Raw genomic sequence first — 18,014 nt, 5'->3', positions numbered from 1 at the left:
GATCCCGTCACCGCCCCGGGTGGTCTCGGATTCGTCAGGCCATGCGCCGCACGACCGCCATCGGCAGCATCTTCATCGCGTAGGCGATCGGCGTCCACGGCCACGCCGGGACGTACGCGTTGGCCGGTTCCTTCTCGATAGCCGCAGCCAGTGCCCGGCAACCGGTTTCGGTGTCGACGATGAACGGCACCTTCTTCACCTTCTCGTTGATCTCCGACCGGATGAAGCCGGGGAAGATCGTGCTGACGTCGATACCGGTCTGCGCGAGGTCCGCGCGCATGCCTTCGCCGAGCGACGCCACCGCCGCCTTCGACGCCGCGTAGGTGGTGAGGTTGCGGGGCATGCCGCGCACCGCACTCACCGACGAGATGAGCACCAGGTGACCGGCATTGCGCGGCCGGAACAGTTCGAGCGCCGCCTCGCTCTGGGCCAGCGCCCCCAGGAAGTTCGTGCGGGCGGTCGCGACGTTCGCGTGGAAGTAGCCCGTGCCCAACGGTTGTCCCTTGCCGAGACCGGCGTTGACGACGACCCGGTCCAGACCGCCGAGCTCGTCGTCGAACTCCCGAAAGACGCGGAAGACGTCGTCGTGCACGTCCACGTCGAGCGTGCGGATCGCGACGGTGATCTGCGGGTGTGCGGCGAGTAGTTCGTCGCGCAGTTCCTCGAGCCTGTCGGTGCGGCGGGCAGCCAGCGCCAGATTGCGCCCGCGCGCGGCGAATTCACGTGCCATGCCGCGACCGAGCCCTGAACTGGCGCCCGTGATGAGAATGTTCTTGCGTGTCGTGCCCCTGCCCACTTACTTCCCCTCCGCCTTGTCGATCAGTTCGTTGCAGCGGGCGTCCAGGTAGCCCACGATCATCCAGAAGTTCTCGAACATCGGGTTGGTCGTCTGCCCGTGGTGGAAGCGGTAGTAGATCTGCTGGGCGATCACCGCGAGCCGGAAGACCCCGAAGACTTCATAGAAGCTCCAGTTGCCGATCGGCAGACCGGTTCGCTCCCCGTAGTATTCGACGATCTCGCGACGGGTGAGCATGCCCGGCAGGTCCGTCGGTTGCAGCTTGGTGGCGAGCATCGTCGGATCGTCGTCGGCCTGCACCCAGTACGCGAGGGTCGACCCGAGATCCATCAGCGGATCGCCGACCGTGGCGAGTTCCCAGTCCAGCACGGCGCGCGGCGTCAGATCGTCGCCGAGAACGATGTTGTCGAGCTTGAAATCACCGTGGATCACCCGGGAAGCGACGTCGGCAGGCTGGTTGTCCGCCAGCCATTTCGTCACGCGCGCGAAGTCGGGGACGTTGTCGGTGCGGACGGCAGCGAACCGCTTGGTCCACCCCTCGACCTGGCGCGCCACATAGCCCGAACCGTGGCTCAGTTCGACGAGACCGGACGCTTCGGTGTCGACGCCGTGCAGCTCGATGAGCAGGTCGATCACGCGCAGGCACAGCTCCCGCGTCTTCTCCGGGGTGAGCCCGAGATCCGCGGACGTCGACCCCGGGCGCACGATGGTGCCCTCGACCCTCTCCATGACGTAGAAGTCGCTGCCGAGCACCGACGGGTCGGTGCACAGCCCGATCATCTTCGGCACGTGCGGATATACGGGGGCAAGCAACGATTGGATCCGGTACTCCCGGACCATGTCGTGCCCGGACTTCGGCTTTGTGCCGGCCGGAGGACGTCGCAGCACCAGGTCGCGATCTGGATACCGCAGAAGGTAGGTGAGATTGGATGCACCACCGGCGAATTGACGCACCTCGGGAATCCCGGTGATACCGGCGCGTTCGGTGAGCCACGCGGCGACGGCGGCGACGTCGAAGTTGTCCTCGTCGCGAACGGGCCGGGCGTTGTCGGGAAGGCTGCTCACGGGTCCCCCTCAGTTGTACTTGCCGAGTTCGAATCGGGCCACGAGACCCTGGTGCACCTCGTCCGGACCGTCCGCGAGCCGCAGTGCCCGCGCGGCCGTCCAGGCACCTGCGAGCGGGAAGTCCTCGGAAAGCCCTGCACCACCGTGGATCTGGATGGCGAAGTCGACGATCTGCTGGACGACGCGTGGGGTGGCGACCTTGATCTCGGACACCGCCGACCGGGCCCCGGCCAGGCCCTGGGTGTCGAGCAGCCAGGCGGTGTGCAGGACGAGCAGCCGCAGCTGGTTGATGGCGATGCGGGCGTCGGCGATGCGTTCGCGGTTGCCGCCGAGGTTGACCAGGGGCTTGCCGAACGAGACCCGCTCGAGGCCGCGGCGGCAGGCGAGTTCGAGGGTACGTTCGGCGAGACCGATCAGGCGCATACAGTGGTGGATGCGGCCGGGTCCGAGGCGCCCCTGCGCGATCTCGAATCCGCGGCCGGGCCCGGCGATGATCGCGTCCAGCGGCAGGCGCACATCGGTGAACGACACCTCGCCGTGGCCGCTCGGCTCGTCGTAGAAGCCCATCGTGGACAGCATCCGCTCGACCTTCACACCGGGGGTGTCGATCGGCACGAGCACCATCGAATGGCGTTGGTACTTGTGGGCTTCCGGGTCGGTGAGGCCCATGAAGATCAGGACCTTGCAGTCCGGATGCCCGACACCGGTGCTCCACCACTTGCGGCCGTTGAGGACGACCTCGTCACCCTCGACGACCGCGGTCGCGGCCATGTTGGTCGCGTCCGACGAGGCGACGGCGGGTTCGGTCATGCAGAACGCGGAGCGGATCTCGCCGTCGAGCAGCGGACGCAGCCAGCGGTCCTTCTGCTCGGCGCTGCCGTAGTGGTAGAGGACCTCCATGTTCCCGGTGTCGGGGGCGGAGCAGTTGAAGACCGCGGACGCGAACTGGGAGCGACCCATCTCCTCGGCCAGCGGTGCGTATTCGACGTTCGACAGACCGGCACCGAGCTCGGCGTCCGGGAGGAACAGATTCCACAGCCCCTGTTCCTTGGCCTTGCGCTGCAACTCCCGGAATTCGGGCGGCACCGACCAGGTGGCCGCCCCGGAGCTGTCGCCGCGCTGCGCGAACGGTGCGACGCGCGCCGCGTGCATCCGCTGTTCGAACGGTTCGACCTCGCTGGCGATGAAGGTTCGCAGACGTTCGAGGTTGTCGCGGGAACGTTCCGACTGTGCGAAATCCATGGGTTCCTCCGTCGAGCTCTAAATGAGCAATGCTCAGTTAGAGTATCGGGGTGACCCCAGCACGACAAGCACCACCGCAGCCCGCACCCCGGCGGCGACTGCCTCCGGAGGAACGCAAGCGGCAACTCGTGGCCATCGGCCTGCAGGAACTCGCCGCGCGTCCCATCCACGCGCTGTCCGTCGACCGGGTCGCCGAGATCGCCGGCATCTCCCGCGGCCTGCTCTTCCGCTACTTCCCGACCAAGCAGGACTACTACGCCGCGGTCGTCGGTGCGGCCGCCCGCCGCCTGCTCCGCGCCGCGGTGCCCGACCCCGGCGACGACGACCCGCTGCGCGGCATCGTGCGGGCGTTCGTCTCGTTCATCGACCGGCACGGCCGGAACTACCAGATGCTGTTCCACGGAGCCGGATTCGGTTACGACCCGCAGATCCGGGAGATCCACGAGAACGTCAAGACCACCATGGCCGCGCGGATCCTCGACGCCACCGGCACCCAGGCGAGCACCGCCACCACCATGAAGGTGTGCGGCTGGTGGTCGATGGTCGAATCGGTCGCGATCGACCGCACCACCGAGCCGTCGGTCACGGTCGACGACGTCGTCGACTTCGCCCTCCGCACCCTGCGGGCCGTGCTGGCGTGAAGGACATCTACGACCGAGCGTCCTCGACCGCGGCCTTGGCGAGCGCGAAGGCCCGGTTGCTGTTGGGTACCCCCGCATAGACGGCGGTGTGCAGGAACACCTCGACGAGCTCGTCGGGGTCCACACCGGCGCGCAACGCCGCCCGGATGTGCATGTCGAGTTCGTGCTCGTTGCCGACGGCGGTGAGGATGGCGAGGGTCAGCAGCCGACGGGTGTGGTGGTCCAGACCGGGCCGCGCCCAGATGTCGCCCCACGCGGTGCGGGTGATGAAATCCTGGAACGGCGCGGTGATCTCCGTGGCCGCCGCCATCGCGCGGTCGACGTGGGCGTTGCCGAGCACCGAGCGCCGCACCCGCATGCCCAGTTCGAACGCGGCGGTGCGCTGGGCACCGGCGGGGGTCGCGCGGGTGAGGTGTTCGCGGACAAGGGCTGTGACGCGGCCCGCCTGCTCGACGCTCGCCAGGTGCGCCGCGGGATCGACGACGTGGAAGCCGGCACCGGCGATGCCGTCGGCGAGCCGGCGCATCACGTCCGGCGGGGTCGCCGGGTCCTGGGCGCCCGCGATCACGAGGGTGGGCGCGACGATCCGGGCCAGGTCGGCGCGGCCGTCCCACGTCGCGAGGGCCTCGCAGCACCCGGCGTAGCCCTCGTCGCTCGTCGCGGACACCATCGCGACGTGGCGGTCGATCAGGTCGCGGTCGCGTGCGGCGAGCTCGGGGGTGAACCAGCGACCGACGATCGACTCGGCGATCGAGGCCACGCCCTCGGCGCGGACGGTCACGGCCCGTTCCCGCCACGGTTCGGCCGGGAGGAAGGCTGCCGAGGTGCAGAGCAGCGTGAGCGTGCGAACACGTGCCGGATGATGCGCGGCGAGCCACTGTCCGACGGCCCCGCCGAGGGACAACCCCACGACGTGGACGGTGTCGAGAGCGAGTGCGTCGAGCAGCGCGACGACGTCGCCGCCGAGGTCGTCCATCGTGTACGGGCCGTCGACGACCGGTGACTTGCCGTGCCCTCGGTGGTCCACCGCGACGACGTGCGCGAGCGGTGACAGCGCGGCGATCTGCGGCTCCCACATCGACAGGTCGGAGCCGAGCGACCCGAGCAGCAGCACCGCGGGGGCGGTGGGGTCGCCGTGCTGTTCGTAGTGGAGAGCGACGGTCATGCCGGTCCTTCCGTTGTGTGGTGGCGGGCGACCGCGCGGTCGACGAGATCGCCCGCGTGACCGAGATAGTGTGTGGGGTCGAGCAATTCGCGAACGCGGTCGGCGCCGAGAGGTCCGGTGATCGCCGGGTCGCGGTCGAGTGGGGTCCCGGCCAGGGCCGCGGCGGTGACGATGTCGCGGGCGTTGTCGGTGTGCTCGGCCAGCGCCGCGGTGACCTTCTCCGCGAGGATCGCGCCGCCGGTGAGCCCGAGGTTGCGGGCCAGCGCGTCCGGGTGCACGTGCAACCCGCCGAGGCTCACCGAAAGCTGGTGTGCCGCACCACCGGACAGCCGGATCAGGTCGGTGAGTGTCTCCCACTCGGCATGCCAGGCACCGGCTGCGCGGGCGAACTCGTGGTCCGCCGCGGCGAGCACCGTGGCGACCAGACCCGGCACCCGTCGCGCGGCGGCCCGCGCGGTGATCGACGCGACCGGATTGCGTTTGTGCGGCATGGCGGAGGACCCGCCCGGTGCGTCCTCGCCGACCTCGCCGAATTCGGTTGCGGCCATGAGCACGACGTCGGTGGCGGCCTTCGACACCGATCCGGTGGCGACACCGAGCGCGGAGGCGAGAGTCGTGACCGGGGTGCGCACGGTGTGCCACGGCACGATCGGCCGGGCGAGGCCGAGCAGGTCCGCGAGCGTGTCGGCGAACGCGAGACCCTCGGGATACACCGCGGCGAGAGTTCCTGCCGCACCGCCGTACTGGACCGGAAGCATGTCCAGCGCCCGCTCGATCGCGGCGACACCGTCGTCGAGCGCGACGAGCCAGGTCGCCGCGAGCGCCCCGAAGGTCGTGGGCAACGCCTGCTGGCCGAGCGTGCGGGCGACCATCGGGGTGTCGCGATACGTGGACGCGAGCCGTGCGGCGGCATCCGCTGCGGCCCGTAGGTCGGCGACGACGCGTCGACCTGCCTTGCGGGCCAGCAACATCAGCGCGGTGTCGAGCACGTCCTGGCTGGTGGCGCCGACGTGCACGGCGGCGGCCGGCGCATCGGCGCGTTCCCGCAGGATCTTCACCAGCGGGATCACCGGATTGCCGCCGGCCGCGGAGAGCGTGCCGAGTTCGGCCGGGTCCAGTTCGCGGGCGATCCGCGCGGCCGCCGCGGCGACCGCTGCGACGTCGGCGGCGGTGGCGCGGCCGTGACGTTCCGCGGCACGGGTGATCGCCACCTCGACGTCGAGCAGGGCCGTCAGCCATGCGTGATCGGACAGCATCGGCGCGAGCTCCCCGGCCCCGAAGACCGGGTCGAACAGGCTCCCGCGGGTGTGGTCGGACCGTGCCGGCTCGGACAACGCAGGCTCCCGTCTAGATCGAGAAGAACGGTGTCTCGACACCGTTCGGATCGAGGTCCTGAACGTACACCGTCCACTCGTAGCCGTCGCCGGTCTTGTCGGCGACGAGCTTGGCGCGCTGCGACTCGGGTAGGGCCGTCAGTACCGGATCGGTCGCGTGCTCCGCGAGGTCCTCGGGGAAATACATGCGCGTGTACAGGCGGTCCAGCGTGCCGCGGGCGAAGATCCCGACCAGCAGGTGCGGCGCCTGGCCGTCGCCGGAACCCGGCTTGACGGTGTGCACGACGGCCGTTCCCGTCTCGTCGGCGGCGCTGCGGGCGAAGCCCCGGAATCCCGGTGCGCCGTAACGGCCGTCGGTGTCGGCCTGCCACGTCTCGAGCATCGCGTCGGCCACGGGTTCGCGGTGGCCGTCGAGGACCGTGATGCGGACCGTGATGCGGCCGGGAGTGTCTGCGGGGACGACGTTCTCGCCGTCGGTGCCCCAGTCGAGACCGATCTTCCAGTAGGGTCCGACGGTCTGCGACGGTGTCGGGCCGAAGGTGGCGGTGCTCTGGTCGCCGGGGGTGACGGGGTAACGGGGAGCGAAGTCACTCATCGTCGTCCTCCTCGTTCTCGAAGGGGGTGGCCTCGCGGCCGCGCAGCACGATGTCGAAGCGGAACCCGAGGGCCCAGTTGTCGACGGTGGCGTCGTAGTCGAACACGCTGACCATGCGGTGCCGCGCCTCGGCGGGCACCGAGTTGTAGATCGGGTCCTGGAAGAACAGCGGGTCGTCCGGGAAGTACATCTGGGTGACGAGCCGCTGCGTGAACGCCGTGCCGAACAGGGAGAAGTGGATGTGCGCGGGCCGCCACGCGTTGTGGTGGTTGCGCCACGGGTAGGCACCGGGTTTGACGGTGGTGAAGCGGTATTCGCCCTGCGCGTCGGTGACGCAGCGGCCGACTCCGTTGAAGTACGGGTCGAGGGGAGCGGGCCAGCTGTCGTTCACGTGGCGATACCGGCCGGCGGCGTTGGCCTGCCACACCTCGACGAGGGTGTGCGGGACGGGCTTGCCGTCGCTGTCTAGGACGCGACCGTGGACGATGATGCGCTGGCCGGCTGCTTCGCCGCCGTTGGCGAGGGTCAGGTCGGCGTCGCCGTCCTGCACCCGGTCCTCACCGAAGACGGGGCCGGTCAGCTCGCCGAGGCGCTGCGGGATCAGCGTGAGGGGCTGGGCGGGGCGGCGCAGGGCGGTGGTCCGGTAGTCCGGGAAGTCCAGTGGTGGGTGCACGCCCTCGGGGCGGACGAATCGTGGTGGCAGATGAAGCACGGGAACCTCGCGTGTCGAATCGGGAAGGGACGGGGCGACGTGGTGTCAGTTGTCGGGGCCGCCGGTGTACGCCTCGGCGAGGTACTGCCGGCCGTACCGGGAACCGGTGACGGCGGCGAGCTCGCCGAGGGCGCGACGGCGTTCGAACGATGTTGCATCGGAACGGGTATGGAGCATGGAGGTCATCCGGTAGGAGAAGTTCTGCGCCTTCCACACCCGCTGCAGCGCGGTGTCGCTGTAGGCGTCGAGCAGCGCACCCGAACCGGTCGAGAAGAAGGAGTCGAGGGCACGGAACAGCACGCGTACGTCCGCCAGCGCGAGGTTCAGGCCCTTCGCACCGGTGGGCGGGACGGTGTGCCCGGCGTCGCCGGCCAGGAAGAGGTTGCCGTGGCGCATCGGTTCACACACGTAGGACCGGAACGGCAGCACCATCTGCTCGAAGATGCGGCCGCGCTTCAACTCGAGACCGTCGGGGCCGTCGACGCGCCGCTGCAGTTCGTCCCAGATGCGTTCCTCGCTCCAGCTCGAGGCGTCCTCGGCCGGGTCGCACTGGAAGTACATGCGCTGCACCGTCTCGCTGCGCTGACTGATCAGCGCGAAGCCGTATTCCGAACGGGCATAGATCAATTCGGGTGCGCTCGGCGGCGCTTCGGTGAGGATGCCGAACCAGGCGAACGGATACTCGATGAAGTGGTCGGTGCGCACGTCAGCCGGAATCGCCTTGCGGCAGATGCTCTGTGATCCGTCCGCGCCCACGAGGATGCGGCAGTGGATCTCGACCTCGGTGCCGTCGGCCTCGGTGACGCGGATCTTGGGCGTGTCGGTGGTGACGTCGAGAACCTCGGTCTCGCGGACGCCGTAGCGGACGTCGCCGCCGTCACGCTCGCGCGCCGTGGCAAGGTCCACAAAGACCTCGTTCTGCGGGTACAGCCACACCGACTCGCCGACGAGGTCCTGGAAGTCGATGCGGTGGCTGCGCCCGTCGAACCGCAGGTCGATGCCGTCGTGCCGGTGGCCTTCGGACAGGACGCGACCGTTGACGCCGCTGTCGGTCAGCAGCTTCACCGATCCGTGCTCGAGAATGCCCGCGCGGTGGGTGGTGCGGATGGTCTCGCGGTCGCGCTTCTCGACGACGATGTTGTCGATGCCGGCCTTCGCCAGCAGGTGCGAGAGCATCAGCCCGGCCGGACCGCCACCGACGATGCCGACCTGCGTGGTGACGGTCGTTCGGGGTGCGGTCATCGGATTCCTCCAGGGGTGCTCGGATGAACGCAAGTGTGGTGCGCACCTCACCCGAAGCGAACAACTCTTCTCATTGAACGAGAAAATCGGAGGTGGTCGGGGGCTGTTCCCCGGCGGCGCGGGCGATGCCCCGCGCCGCGGCCATGAGCACCGCGATGATCGCCTGCCTCTGCGCGATCCCGGTGGGAACCACCACGCCGAGCGCCGCGAGGGCGTGCCCGGACCGGCCGACGACCGGAACCGAGATGCCCGTGGTGCCCACGTCGAGGACCCCGTCGTAGCTCGCGTAGCCGCGGCGCCGGATCTCCGCCAGATCGCGACGGAAATCCCTTGTGGTGGTGGGAGATCGGAGATTCACCTCGGGGTGGAGTCGTTGATACTCCTCCTGCACGTCGGCGGGGGAGAACGCGAGCATGACCATGCCCATCGACGTGTCGTGTGCCGACATCCGGCCCGCCACCGAAGCCTGGTTGATCACCGACCCGGACGATGAAAGCCGATCGAGCACGAGAACCTCACCGTCGCGCAGCACCGACAGTTGCGTGTGCTGGTGCACGACCGACTGCACATCCTGCAGGAACGGCAGCGCCGCCTCCCGCAGGTCCTTCGCCGGGGAACTGCGCGCGACGAGTTCCCACAGACGCATGCCCAGACGCACCGTGCCGTCCGGTTCCCGCGCGAGGATGCCGTGGTGCACCATCTCGCCGACGAGCCGGTACATCGTCGCCTGCGGGATACCGGACCGGCGGGCCAGGGCGCTGACGGTCAACGCCGGTTGCGCGTCGTCGAAGGATTCGAGGATGCGCACGACGCGGTCGAGAATCGAGTCACCGGACGGCGAATTGGCCATGCCCCGATTATCGGCGCCGCGGCACCTGCGCCCGCGTCAGCCGGGGATCCTGATCGTGATACCGGGGAACACCTCGATCTGCGGCGGCAGGTCGATCGGTACGTCCGGGATGTCCACCGGCGGCGCTTCCAGGGTGATCGGCGGCAGTTCCGGCAACGTCAGCTGCGGCAGCGGGGGAGCGGTCGTCGTCGTCGTTTCGCTGATCCCCGCGTCGGCGGGCACGCCGGCCTGACCGTCGATCGGGTCCGGCCACGGGAAACTCTCGAAGTCGGTGCCCTCGAGCGCACCGTCCATCGTGCCCTTCCAGATGTCCGACGGCAGGCCCGAACCGTAGATGGATCCGCCCCAGCTGTTGACGATCGCCTCGCCGTCCGGGGTACCGACCCACACCGCCGTCGACAGCGACGGCGTGTACCCCACCATCCAGGCGTCCTTGTTCAGGCCGGTGTCCCCGAGCTGGGTCGTGCCGGTCTTCGCCGCCGACGGACGACCCCCGGCCAGCGCGTGACCGCGCGAGTACGCGGCGATCGGCAGCATGGCCTGCGTGACGTTGTCGGCGACCGCCGGATCGAGCCGGAATTCGCCGGGGGAGGCGGGGCGGTCCAGCAGCACGTCACCGTCGGCCGTCTCGACCCGCTGGACGAAGAACGGCTCGTGGAAGGTGCCGGACGCGGCGAGCGTCGCGTAAGCCGAGGCCATGTCGATGACGCGGGACTGGTACTGCCCCAGAACGATTCCGCCCTCCGGCGGGCCGCCCTCGTGACTCAGCGTGGTCCCCTCCACGCCCGGGATGGTCATGGGGATGCCGGCGTCGTGCGCGGCGTCGGCGATCGCCTGCGGGCCGTCGTCCATCGACATCATCAACCGGTAGAAGCTCGTGTTCAGCGACCGCTTGAGGGCCTCGGCGATCGTGCACTTGCCGCACGAGGCGCCCTCGACGTTGCCGATCTCGATGTTGCCGACCTTGAGCGGCGAACTGTCGAAGCGGGCGTTCAGGCCGATGCCCTGCCGCAGAGCCGCGACCAGACCGAACACCTTGAACGACGAACCGGTCTGCAGCGGCGCTTGCGCGAAGTCGAAGCCTGCGCCCTCCTCGCCGCCGTAGTAGGCGCGCACGGCACCGGTGCGCGGGTCGATCGACACCACCGCGGTCCGCAGGCTCTCGTCCTCACCGTCGAGAGTGCTGCGAGCACTGTCGATCGCCGCCTGCTGCGCGACCGGATCGATGGTCGTCGTGATCCGCAGACCCTCGGTGTTCAGCGTCTGCTCGCTGATGCCCGCGGCGGACAGTTCACGCAGCACCTGGTTCTTCACGTGACCTTCCGGTCCGGTCGAATCATTCTGCTGCGCAAGCTGATTCGACGGCACCGTCGGCGGGAACTGCTGCCCGTCACGTTCGCCAGCGTCCAGCACGCCCATCTCGACCATGCCGTCGAGCACGTACGTCCAGCGCGCCTCGATCGCCGGCCGGTTGAACTCCGGGTCCAGCGACGACGGGCTCTGGATGACCCCTGCGAGCACCGCCCCCTCGGACACCGACAGCTCGCCGACGGGCTTGCCGAAGTACGCCTCCGACGCCGCCGCGATGCCGTACGCACCGCGACCGAAATAGATGGTGTTCAGGTAGGCCTGCAGGATCTCGTCCTTCGACGACTGCCGGGCCATCTTGGTGGAGACGACCAGCTCCCGCATCTTGCGGGTGATCGTCCGGTCCGCGCCGACCAGCACGTTCTTCACGTACTGCTGGGTGATCGTCGAACCACCACCGGCGGTTTCCTTGCCCATCACGTTGTCGCGCGCCGCGCGCACGAACCCGGAGATCGAGAAGCCGGGATTGCTGTAGAAGTTGCGGTCCTCCGCGGACAGCACCGCGTTGCGGACGTGCTCGGGCACTTCCTCGATGTCCACCTCGGTGCGATTGCCCTCGGGCGGTACGACCGTGCTGAGCACCGTGGTGCCGTCGGCCGCGTAGATCGTGGCCACCTGATCGTTCTTCATGTCCGACGGACGCGGTACGTCGACCGACATGTATGCCACCGCGAAACCGATGCCGGGCACGATCACCAGGAGCGCCACGACGGCGAGCACCAGGTAACGGACAAGGCGCCACCCCCGTGACTTGGCGGGGGTGGCAGGTCTGGAAGGCGACGACGACGAAGAACTCACACGGGCTACTTTCTGGCGAAATCCGGGCTCGACAGATCATCGCACCCTGTCATCCGTATGGTACGTAGTCCGGGACAACTGTGATCGAAGGCGCACGGGCCGTGTCCCGTGTCTATATGTGGCGCCTCCCACCGCCACAAAGGCACACCGGCGCCTACGGCGCCCTCCGCCAGGCACGGAACGCGAAACCCCACGCGGTCGCGAATCCGAGCAGCACCAGTCCCGGGACGATACCCGGCGCCGGGGACCACAACTCGGCGACCGCGGCGATCAGCGCCATGACCGTGAACACGGTCAGGAACCCCAGCAGCATCTCGAGCCGCTGCCGCCGGGGGACTCGTCTCACGACTTCACGCCGCCCGCGGTCAGACCCGAGATGATGCGGCGCTGGAAGATCAGCACCATGATCACCAGCGGCACCATCACCAGCGTGCCGCCGGCCATGATCGAGGCGTACGGCGTCACGTACGGGTCGGTGCCGGTGAACCGTGCCATCGCGACCGTCACCGGCGCGGTCTTCTCGCTCGACAGCTGCGACATCAGCAGGTACTCGTTCACGGTCGCGATGAACGCCAGGATCGCGGTGGTGAACATCGCCGGCGCGGCGAGCGGCAGCATCACCAACCGGAACGCCTGCCCGCGCGTCGCACCGTCCATCCGGGCCGCCTCCTCGAGTTCCCACGGCAGTTCCGAGAAGAACGAGGTCAACGTGTACACCGTCAGCGGCAGCACGAACGAGATGTTCGGGATGATCAGCGCCTGGTAGCTGCCGATCCAGCCGATGTCGGTGAACAACTGGAACAGCGGCGTCACCAGCGCCACCACCGGGAACATCGACGCGCCCAGGATGATGCCGGTGACGAAGTACTTGCCCCGGAAATCGAACCGGGCCAGCGCGTAGGCGGTGAACACACCGAGCAGCAGCGCGACCGCGGTGGTCGCACCGGCGATGATGACGCTGTTGACCAGCGCGCGGGAGAAGTTCACCTTCGCGTCGGGATCGAGGGCGTCGGCGAAGTTCTGCAGCGTCGGGTTCGCGGGCCACAGCGACGTGCTGAACGTCTCGGACGGCTCGCGCAGCGCCGTGACGATCATCCAGTAGCAGGGCGCCAGGCCCCACAGGACGATGAGGATCACCCCGGCATACGTGCCGGCCGAGCGCACCTTCGTGCCTCCGGTACCGGGACTGCTCATCCGACGTCTCCCTTCCGCTGCGCCTCCTGCGTCTGCACGGCGTTGGCACCGAGGAACCGCACCAGCACGAACGCGACCGCGAAGATGAGGAGGAACGTGATCGTCGACAGCGCGGACGCCGAGTTCGCGCCCTGACGCATCTGCTCGACCACCAGCACCGAGATCGTGGAGGTCGCGGGGTTCGAGCCCATCATGATGGCCGGCAGGTCGTACATGCGCAGCGCGTCCATCGTGCGGAACAGGATCGCGACCATCAGCGCCGGCTTGACCAGCGGCAAGGTGATCATCTTGAAACGCTGCCACGCGTTCGCGCCGTCGACCTTCGCGGCCTCGTACACCTCCGCCGGGATCATCTGCAGGCCGGCGAGGATCAGCAGCGCCATGAACGGCGCGGTCTTCCACACGTCCGCGACGATGATCGCGAACCGGGCCGGCCACGGATCCGCCGTCCACAGGATGTCCGTGCCGAGCATCTTGTTGGCGATGCCGTCGTTGGCGAAGATGAAGAACCACAACTTCGCGGTGACCGCGGTCGGGATCGCCCACGGCACCAGCACCGACGCGCGGAGCAACCCACGACCGCGGAACGATTTCGCCATCACGACCGCCATCGCGAAACCGATGACGGTCTCGAGTGAGACGGTGACGACGGTGAAGAAGAACGTGTTGAAGATAGAGCCCCAGAACTGGGAGCCCAGCGTGCCCGGCGGGCACGGAATGCTGCCGGTGGCGGTACCGCAGGACTGGGTGATCCACCGGACGTAGTTCTCGAAACCGACGAAACCGCCCTCGACGAACCGGCCGGTTTCGGGATCGAGTTTCTTCGCGTCGCCGTGCAGCGACATCCAGACCGCCCGCCCGAGCGGGTACAGGATGATGACGGCGAGCACGGCGAGGGACGGCGCCACGAACATCCACGGAGGGATCCGGCGGCCCTGCTTGATCGCGGGCGCGCTCGGCTCCGGAGGTTCGGTCACCCGGTGCCGTCCGTGCACACGGTCGCGGTCGGGACCGAGGTACTCGGTCCCGACCGCGGAATCGTGTGGCGGATCCGCGGGAACCGGTCGGCGGTCTTCGTGACCGGCTTGGACCTGCGGTTCTGCCATAGGTACTGCTCCTAGTGGATCAGTTGCCGGCGGTTTCGATGCCGGCCTTGATGTCGGCGAGCGCCTGCTCGACCGTCTTCTCGTTCCGGATCGCCGCGTACGAGTTGTCGGCGATCGCCTTGGACACGTTCGAGTAGTACGGCGAGGACGGACGCGGCTTCGCGCTCTCGAGCGCCTGCTTCAGCGTCGCGAAGTACGGGTACTGCTCGAGGATCGCCGGGTCGTCGTAGACCTCGGCGAGGACCGGCGCGCCGCCGACCTCGGCGTAGTAGGTCTGCGACTGGCGGGTCTGCATGAACTCGAGGAAGTCACGCGCGGTCGCCGGCGCATCCGAGAACGCGCTGATGCCGACGTTGTAGCCACCGAGGGTGGAGACGCCCGGTCCGTCGACGCCGGGGAGCACCGCGATGCCGTAGTTGCCGGCGATCGAGGAGGACTCGCCGTCGGTGAAGAAGCCCGGCCACGTGCGCAGGAACAGGGCCTTGCCGTCGCCGAACGCGGTCTGCGACTCACCTTCGGTGTAGGTCTGCGCGGCCGCCGGGATCGTGCCGTCCGCGAAGCGGTCGACGATGAACTGCAGACCCTCGCTCGTCTTGTCGTCGATCGACGGGGTGAGGCCGTCCTCCGAGACGAAGCTGCCGCCGAAGGCGTTGGCGATCTCGGTGACGTTGACCGTCAGGCCCTCGTAGTCCTTGAACTGGCCGAGGTAGCAGTCGATGCCCGCCTCGACGGCCTTCGGGCACTCCGCCTGCAGTTCCGCCCACGTGGCCGGGGCCTTGTCGACGAGGTCGGTGCGGTAGTACAGGAACGCGGCGTTGGTGTTCTTCGGGGCCGCGAACAGGGTGCCGTTGTAGGTGCCCGACTCGACGGTCGCGGGCAGCAGGCCGTCGGTCGAGATCGCGTAGTCGCCCTCGAGCGGCAGCAGCCAGCCGTTGGCGGCGAACTCGGCGGTGTTGGTGACGTCGACGGCCACGAGGTCGTACTCGTCGCTCTTCGCCTGCATGCGCTGGGCGATGTCGGCGTACTGGTCGTCGGCTTCCTTCGCCAGCGGCTTGAAGGTCACCTTCTCGTCCGGATGCTCGGCATTCCAGTCGGAGATGATGTTCTCGAGCGCCGCATTCAGGGGGTCCTGGCCCTCGACGATGGTGATCGGGCCGCGCCCTTCGCCTGCCGCGGACGCCGAGCCGCTGCTGTCGCTGCTCGAGCTGTCGTCGGACGAGCAGGCCGTCAGGACCAGCAGCGACGCCGCCGATGCAGCGATCGCTGCGCGGCGGACCGCCTTCGTGTTCAGAACCATGGATTACTCCCGTTCGGATTCGGAAAACTCCTCGTCGGCAGCCTATGGCCACCGACACCGGCACCTACTCTGGCATGCGAGACCGGGAAAAGGGGATATTGCTCCCAACCTGAATCGGTCATGTCCGTTCCCGCAGGCCTCGTCGTCGGCCGTGCTCAGCCGAGCCGGCGACCGTCCTTCGTCGAGAACACATGCACCTGCTCCGGATCGAAGTTCAGGTAGATGCGCTCGCCCTTCTGCGGCGGATTCCGCCAGTCGCCGCGCGCCACGATCTCCTGCGAGCGACCCGCGATGTACGCGCGGCCGTACACATAGGCGTCGGAGCCGAGCTCCTCGACGACGTCGACGTCCATCGCGAGACCGTACTCGGTGATCTGGATGTGCTCGGGACGGATACCGACGACGACCTCGGTCTCGTGGACCTCACCGACGACGTCACGCGGGATCGGCACGTACGTCTCGCCGAGGATCGCGCCGCGGTCGAACACCGGCAACGTGAACAGGTTCATCGCAGGTGAGCCCATGAATCCGGCGACGAACACGTTCGCGGGCCTGTTGTAGAGCACCCGCGGCGACGCGCACTGCTGCAGGATGCCCTTCTCGAGAACCGCGACCCGGTCGCCCATGGTCATGGCCTCGACCTGGTCGTGGGTGACGTACACGGTGGTCGTGCCGAGGCGGCGCTGCAGCTGCGCGATCTGCGTGCGGGTCTGCACCCGCAGCTTCGCGTCGAGGTTCGACAGCGGCTCGTCCATGAGGAACACCTGCGGCTGCCGGACGATGGCGCGGCCCATGGCGACGCGCTGACGCTGTCCACCGGACAGTGCCTTGGGCTTGCGGTCGAGGTACTGCTCGAGGTCGAGCATCTTCGCGACCTCCTCGACCCGCGCGCGGATCTCCGCCTTCGGGGTCTTCGCGAGCTTGAGCGCGAAGCCCATGTTCTCGGCGACCGACATGTGCGGGTACAGGGCGTAGTTCTGGAACACCATCGCGATGTCCCGCTGCTTCGGGTCCTGCCCTGTGACATCGGTGTCGCCGATGAGGATGCGGCCGCTGTGAACCTGCTCGAGACCTGCGAGCATGCGCAGCGACGTGGACTTGCCGCAACCCGACGGACCGACCAGCACGAGGAACTCCCCGTCCTCGATCTTCAGATCCAATGCGTCGACCGCCGGCGTGGTCGAGCCGGGGAAGAGGCAGGTCGCCTTGTCGAAGGTCACTGAGGCCATGGCACGAGAGAATAGGCGACAAAGCCGAACGCGCCTATTCTCTGTCGGTGAGTTCCGACCGGATGCTGACCCGTATCGGCGGCCTGCTCCGCCAGGCGGAATCGACCGACAACCAGCACGAAGCCGACGCGTTCCTGGCGGCTGCGCAACGTCTGGCGACCGCGTCGTCCGTGGATCTCGCGGTCGCGCGTGCCCACACCGCGTCCCGGGAACGCCGGGCCACGCCGGTGCAGCGGCTCATCACGATCGGGGAGAGCGGGAAGAAGGGGCTGCGCACGTACGCGCAGTTGTTCCTGGCGATCGCCGCCGCCAACGACGTGCAGTGCGACATCACCGCCACCTCCACCGTCATCTATGCGTACGGGTTCGCCGACGACATCGACGTGTGCGAGGCGTTGTACTCGTCGCTGCTGGTGCAGATGGTGCGGGCGTCGGACGCGTACCTGCGCGCGGGCAGCTATCGGGAGGAGACGACGGTGCGCACGGTCGTCGAGCAGCGCGGGGGACGGCGGGTCCGCACGCGGGTGCGCAAGCCCGTCGCCGGGGTGACCGCGCGCCTGAACTTCCAGTCGGCGTTCGCGGCGCGGATCGGGGCACGGCTGGCCGAGGCGAAGCAGCAGACCGAGCAGGAAGCGGAGGTCGCGGTGCCGGGCACGGAATTGGTGTTGCGCGACAAGCAGCTCGAGTTGCGCGATTTCTACACCAGCACGTCGCAGGCGCGGGGCAGCTGGCGCGGCAACCGTCCGACGGCCGCGCACTCGTCGGACGCGCAGCGGGCCGGGGACCGGGCCGGGCGGCGGGCGCGGCTGGGGACGGCGCCGGAGCTGCCGTCCGGGGGCCGGAGGCTGACCCGATGACCCGCGTTCGGGATACGCAGCGGGCGGCGGTGTACGAGGCGGAGTCGCTGGTGCGGCGCATGTTCGACCTCGCCGACGAGCGGGGGATCCGGGAGGTGGAGATCGCCGGGTCTCGTGTGACGCTGCCGGTGGAGCGCCGGTTCGCGTCGATCGAGTCGGTGCAGGCGTATCTGGATGCGGTGCTGGCTCTGAACTGGGTGCGGGAGCGCTGGCCGCGCGCCGCCGTGCGGGTACGGGTGCGAGCGCGCGCCGGGAACACGGCAGCGCACTACGAAAGTGATTCTGCGGTCATCGCACTGCCGGAGCACCGGGCGAACACGGCGTGGGCGTTCCGGGAACTGGTGGTCCTGCACGAACTCGCGCACCATCTGGATCCGTCGGATCCGGACGATCCGGCCGAACCGGCACACGGGGCGGCGTTCGTCGACCGCTTCCTCACGCTGGTGGGCGAGATCATCGGACCCGAAGCGGCGTTCGCGTTGCGTGCGTGCGGCTTCGCCGCCTGCGAATGACGGTGGTGAAG

Annotated in this window: 18 protein-coding genes; 3 read left to right on the top strand and 15 right to left on the bottom strand. The window is 68.7% G+C overall.

Annotated elements, in window-relative coordinates:
- Nucleotides 1–34: 34 nt before the first annotated feature.
- Genes ACWDTS_RS18555 through ACWDTS_RS18545 form a run of 3 tightly spaced genes read right to left on the bottom strand, consistent with a single transcriptional unit; the run spans nucleotide 35 to nucleotide 3,103 of the window.
- Nucleotides 35–796, bottom strand: coding sequence for an SDR family oxidoreductase (locus tag ACWDTS_RS18555; protein ID WP_450108876.1), 762 nt, complete (start codon nucleotides 794–796; stop codon nucleotides 35–37).
- Nucleotides 797–1,861: a phosphotransferase family protein gene (locus ACWDTS_RS18550; RefSeq protein WP_450108875.1), complete on the bottom strand. Its 1,065-nt coding sequence runs from the start codon at nucleotides 1,859–1,861 to the stop codon at nucleotides 797–799.
- Nucleotides 1,862–1,870: 9 nt separating this feature from the next.
- The gene (locus ACWDTS_RS18545) at nucleotides 1,871–3,103 is read right to left on the bottom strand and encodes an acyl-CoA dehydrogenase family protein (protein WP_450108874.1); all 1,233 of its coding nucleotides are present in this window, start codon (nucleotides 3,101–3,103) and stop codon (nucleotides 1,871–1,873) included.
- Nucleotides 3,104–3,153: 50 nt separating this feature from the next.
- Between ACWDTS_RS18545 and ACWDTS_RS18540 the strand changes: the two genes are divergently transcribed.
- Nucleotides 3,154–3,744 (top strand): TetR/AcrR family transcriptional regulator, encoded by a 591-nt coding sequence (locus tag ACWDTS_RS18540; RefSeq protein WP_450108873.1) that lies wholly within the window; start codon nucleotides 3,154–3,156, stop codon nucleotides 3,742–3,744.
- Nucleotides 3,745–3,751: 7 nt separating this feature from the next.
- Here the strand turns inward: ACWDTS_RS18540 and pcaDC are convergent, their stop codons facing one another.
- The 12 genes from pcaDC to ACWDTS_RS18480 all read right to left on the bottom strand — a co-directional run bounded on the left by pcaDC (nucleotide 3,752) and on the right by ACWDTS_RS18480 (nucleotide 16,634).
- Nucleotides 3,752–4,909, bottom strand: a complete 1,158-nt coding sequence (pcaDC, locus tag ACWDTS_RS18535; RefSeq protein ID WP_450108872.1) for a bifunctional 3-oxoadipate enol-lactonase/4-carboxymuconolactone decarboxylase PcaDC — start codon at nucleotides 4,907–4,909, stop codon at nucleotides 3,752–3,754.
- Nucleotides 4,906–6,243: a lyase family protein gene (locus ACWDTS_RS18530; protein ID WP_450108871.1), complete on the bottom strand. Its 1,338-nt coding sequence runs from the start codon at nucleotides 6,241–6,243 to the stop codon at nucleotides 4,906–4,908. The genes pcaDC and ACWDTS_RS18530 overlap by 4 nt, the downstream gene beginning before the upstream one ends.
- 13 nt (nucleotides 6,244–6,256) lie before the next feature.
- On the bottom strand, nucleotides 6,257–6,838 hold the full coding sequence (pcaG, locus tag ACWDTS_RS18525) for a protocatechuate 3,4-dioxygenase subunit alpha (RefSeq protein WP_450108870.1): 582 nt from the start codon (nucleotides 6,836–6,838) through the stop codon (nucleotides 6,257–6,259).
- Nucleotides 6,831–7,550: a protocatechuate 3,4-dioxygenase subunit beta gene (pcaH, locus tag ACWDTS_RS18520; RefSeq protein ID WP_450108869.1), complete on the bottom strand. Its 720-nt coding sequence runs from the start codon at nucleotides 7,548–7,550 to the stop codon at nucleotides 6,831–6,833. Before pcaH ends, pcaG begins: the two co-directional genes overlap by 8 nt.
- Before the next feature lie 45 nt (nucleotides 7,551–7,595).
- Nucleotides 7,596–8,792: a 4-hydroxybenzoate 3-monooxygenase gene (locus ACWDTS_RS18515; protein WP_450108868.1), complete on the bottom strand. Its 1,197-nt coding sequence runs from the start codon at nucleotides 8,790–8,792 to the stop codon at nucleotides 7,596–7,598.
- Nucleotides 8,793–8,862: 70 nt separating this feature from the next.
- A complete protein-coding gene (locus ACWDTS_RS18510; RefSeq protein ID WP_450108867.1) occupies nucleotides 8,863–9,642 on the bottom strand; it encodes an IclR family transcriptional regulator in 780 nt (259 codons plus the stop codon).
- Between the two features lie 36 nt (nucleotides 9,643–9,678).
- Nucleotides 9,679–11,730, bottom strand: coding sequence for a transglycosylase domain-containing protein (locus ACWDTS_RS18505; protein WP_450108866.1), 2,052 nt, complete (start codon nucleotides 11,728–11,730; stop codon nucleotides 9,679–9,681).
- 232 nt (nucleotides 11,731–11,962) lie between these two features.
- Complete coding sequence (locus ACWDTS_RS18500) at nucleotides 11,963–12,154, bottom strand: hypothetical protein (protein WP_248675664.1); 192 nt, start codon at nucleotides 12,152–12,154, stop codon at nucleotides 11,963–11,965.
- The gene (locus tag ACWDTS_RS18495; RefSeq protein ID WP_197250173.1) at nucleotides 12,151–13,002 is read right to left on the bottom strand and encodes a carbohydrate ABC transporter permease; all 852 of its coding nucleotides are present in this window, start codon (nucleotides 13,000–13,002) and stop codon (nucleotides 12,151–12,153) included. The genes ACWDTS_RS18500 and ACWDTS_RS18495 overlap by 4 nt, the downstream gene beginning before the upstream one ends.
- Nucleotides 12,999–14,108, bottom strand: coding sequence for a carbohydrate ABC transporter permease (locus ACWDTS_RS18490; protein WP_197250172.1), 1,110 nt, complete (start codon nucleotides 14,106–14,108; stop codon nucleotides 12,999–13,001). The genes ACWDTS_RS18495 and ACWDTS_RS18490 overlap by 4 nt, the downstream gene beginning before the upstream one ends.
- Before the next feature lie 19 nt (nucleotides 14,109–14,127).
- Nucleotides 14,128–15,405, bottom strand: coding sequence for an ABC transporter substrate-binding protein (locus tag ACWDTS_RS18485; protein ID WP_248675665.1), 1,278 nt, complete (start codon nucleotides 15,403–15,405; stop codon nucleotides 14,128–14,130).
- Between the two features lie 155 nt (nucleotides 15,406–15,560).
- Entirely contained in the window at nucleotides 15,561–16,634 is a 1,074-nt protein-coding gene (locus ACWDTS_RS18480; protein WP_197250170.1) for an ABC transporter ATP-binding protein, read from the bottom strand.
- 47 nt (nucleotides 16,635–16,681) lie between these two features.
- Between ACWDTS_RS18480 and ACWDTS_RS18475 the strand changes: the two genes are divergently transcribed.
- Together ACWDTS_RS18475 and ACWDTS_RS18470 are read left to right on the top strand one after the other, a co-directional pair.
- Nucleotides 16,682–17,491, top strand: coding sequence for a DUF2786 domain-containing protein (locus ACWDTS_RS18475; protein WP_450118779.1), 810 nt, complete (start codon nucleotides 16,682–16,684; stop codon nucleotides 17,489–17,491).
- A complete protein-coding gene (locus ACWDTS_RS18470) occupies nucleotides 17,488–18,003 on the top strand; it encodes a TIGR04338 family metallohydrolase (protein ID WP_197250168.1) in 516 nt (171 codons plus the stop codon). Before ACWDTS_RS18475 ends, ACWDTS_RS18470 begins: the two co-directional genes overlap by 4 nt.
- The last annotated feature ends 11 nt before the right edge of the window (nucleotides 18,004–18,014 follow it).

This window comes from Rhodococcus sp. NPDC003383 (assembly GCF_053589115.1).
The sequence above is the reverse complement of the archived record's forward strand: the minus strand, read 5'-3'. Positions and strand labels throughout refer to the sequence as shown.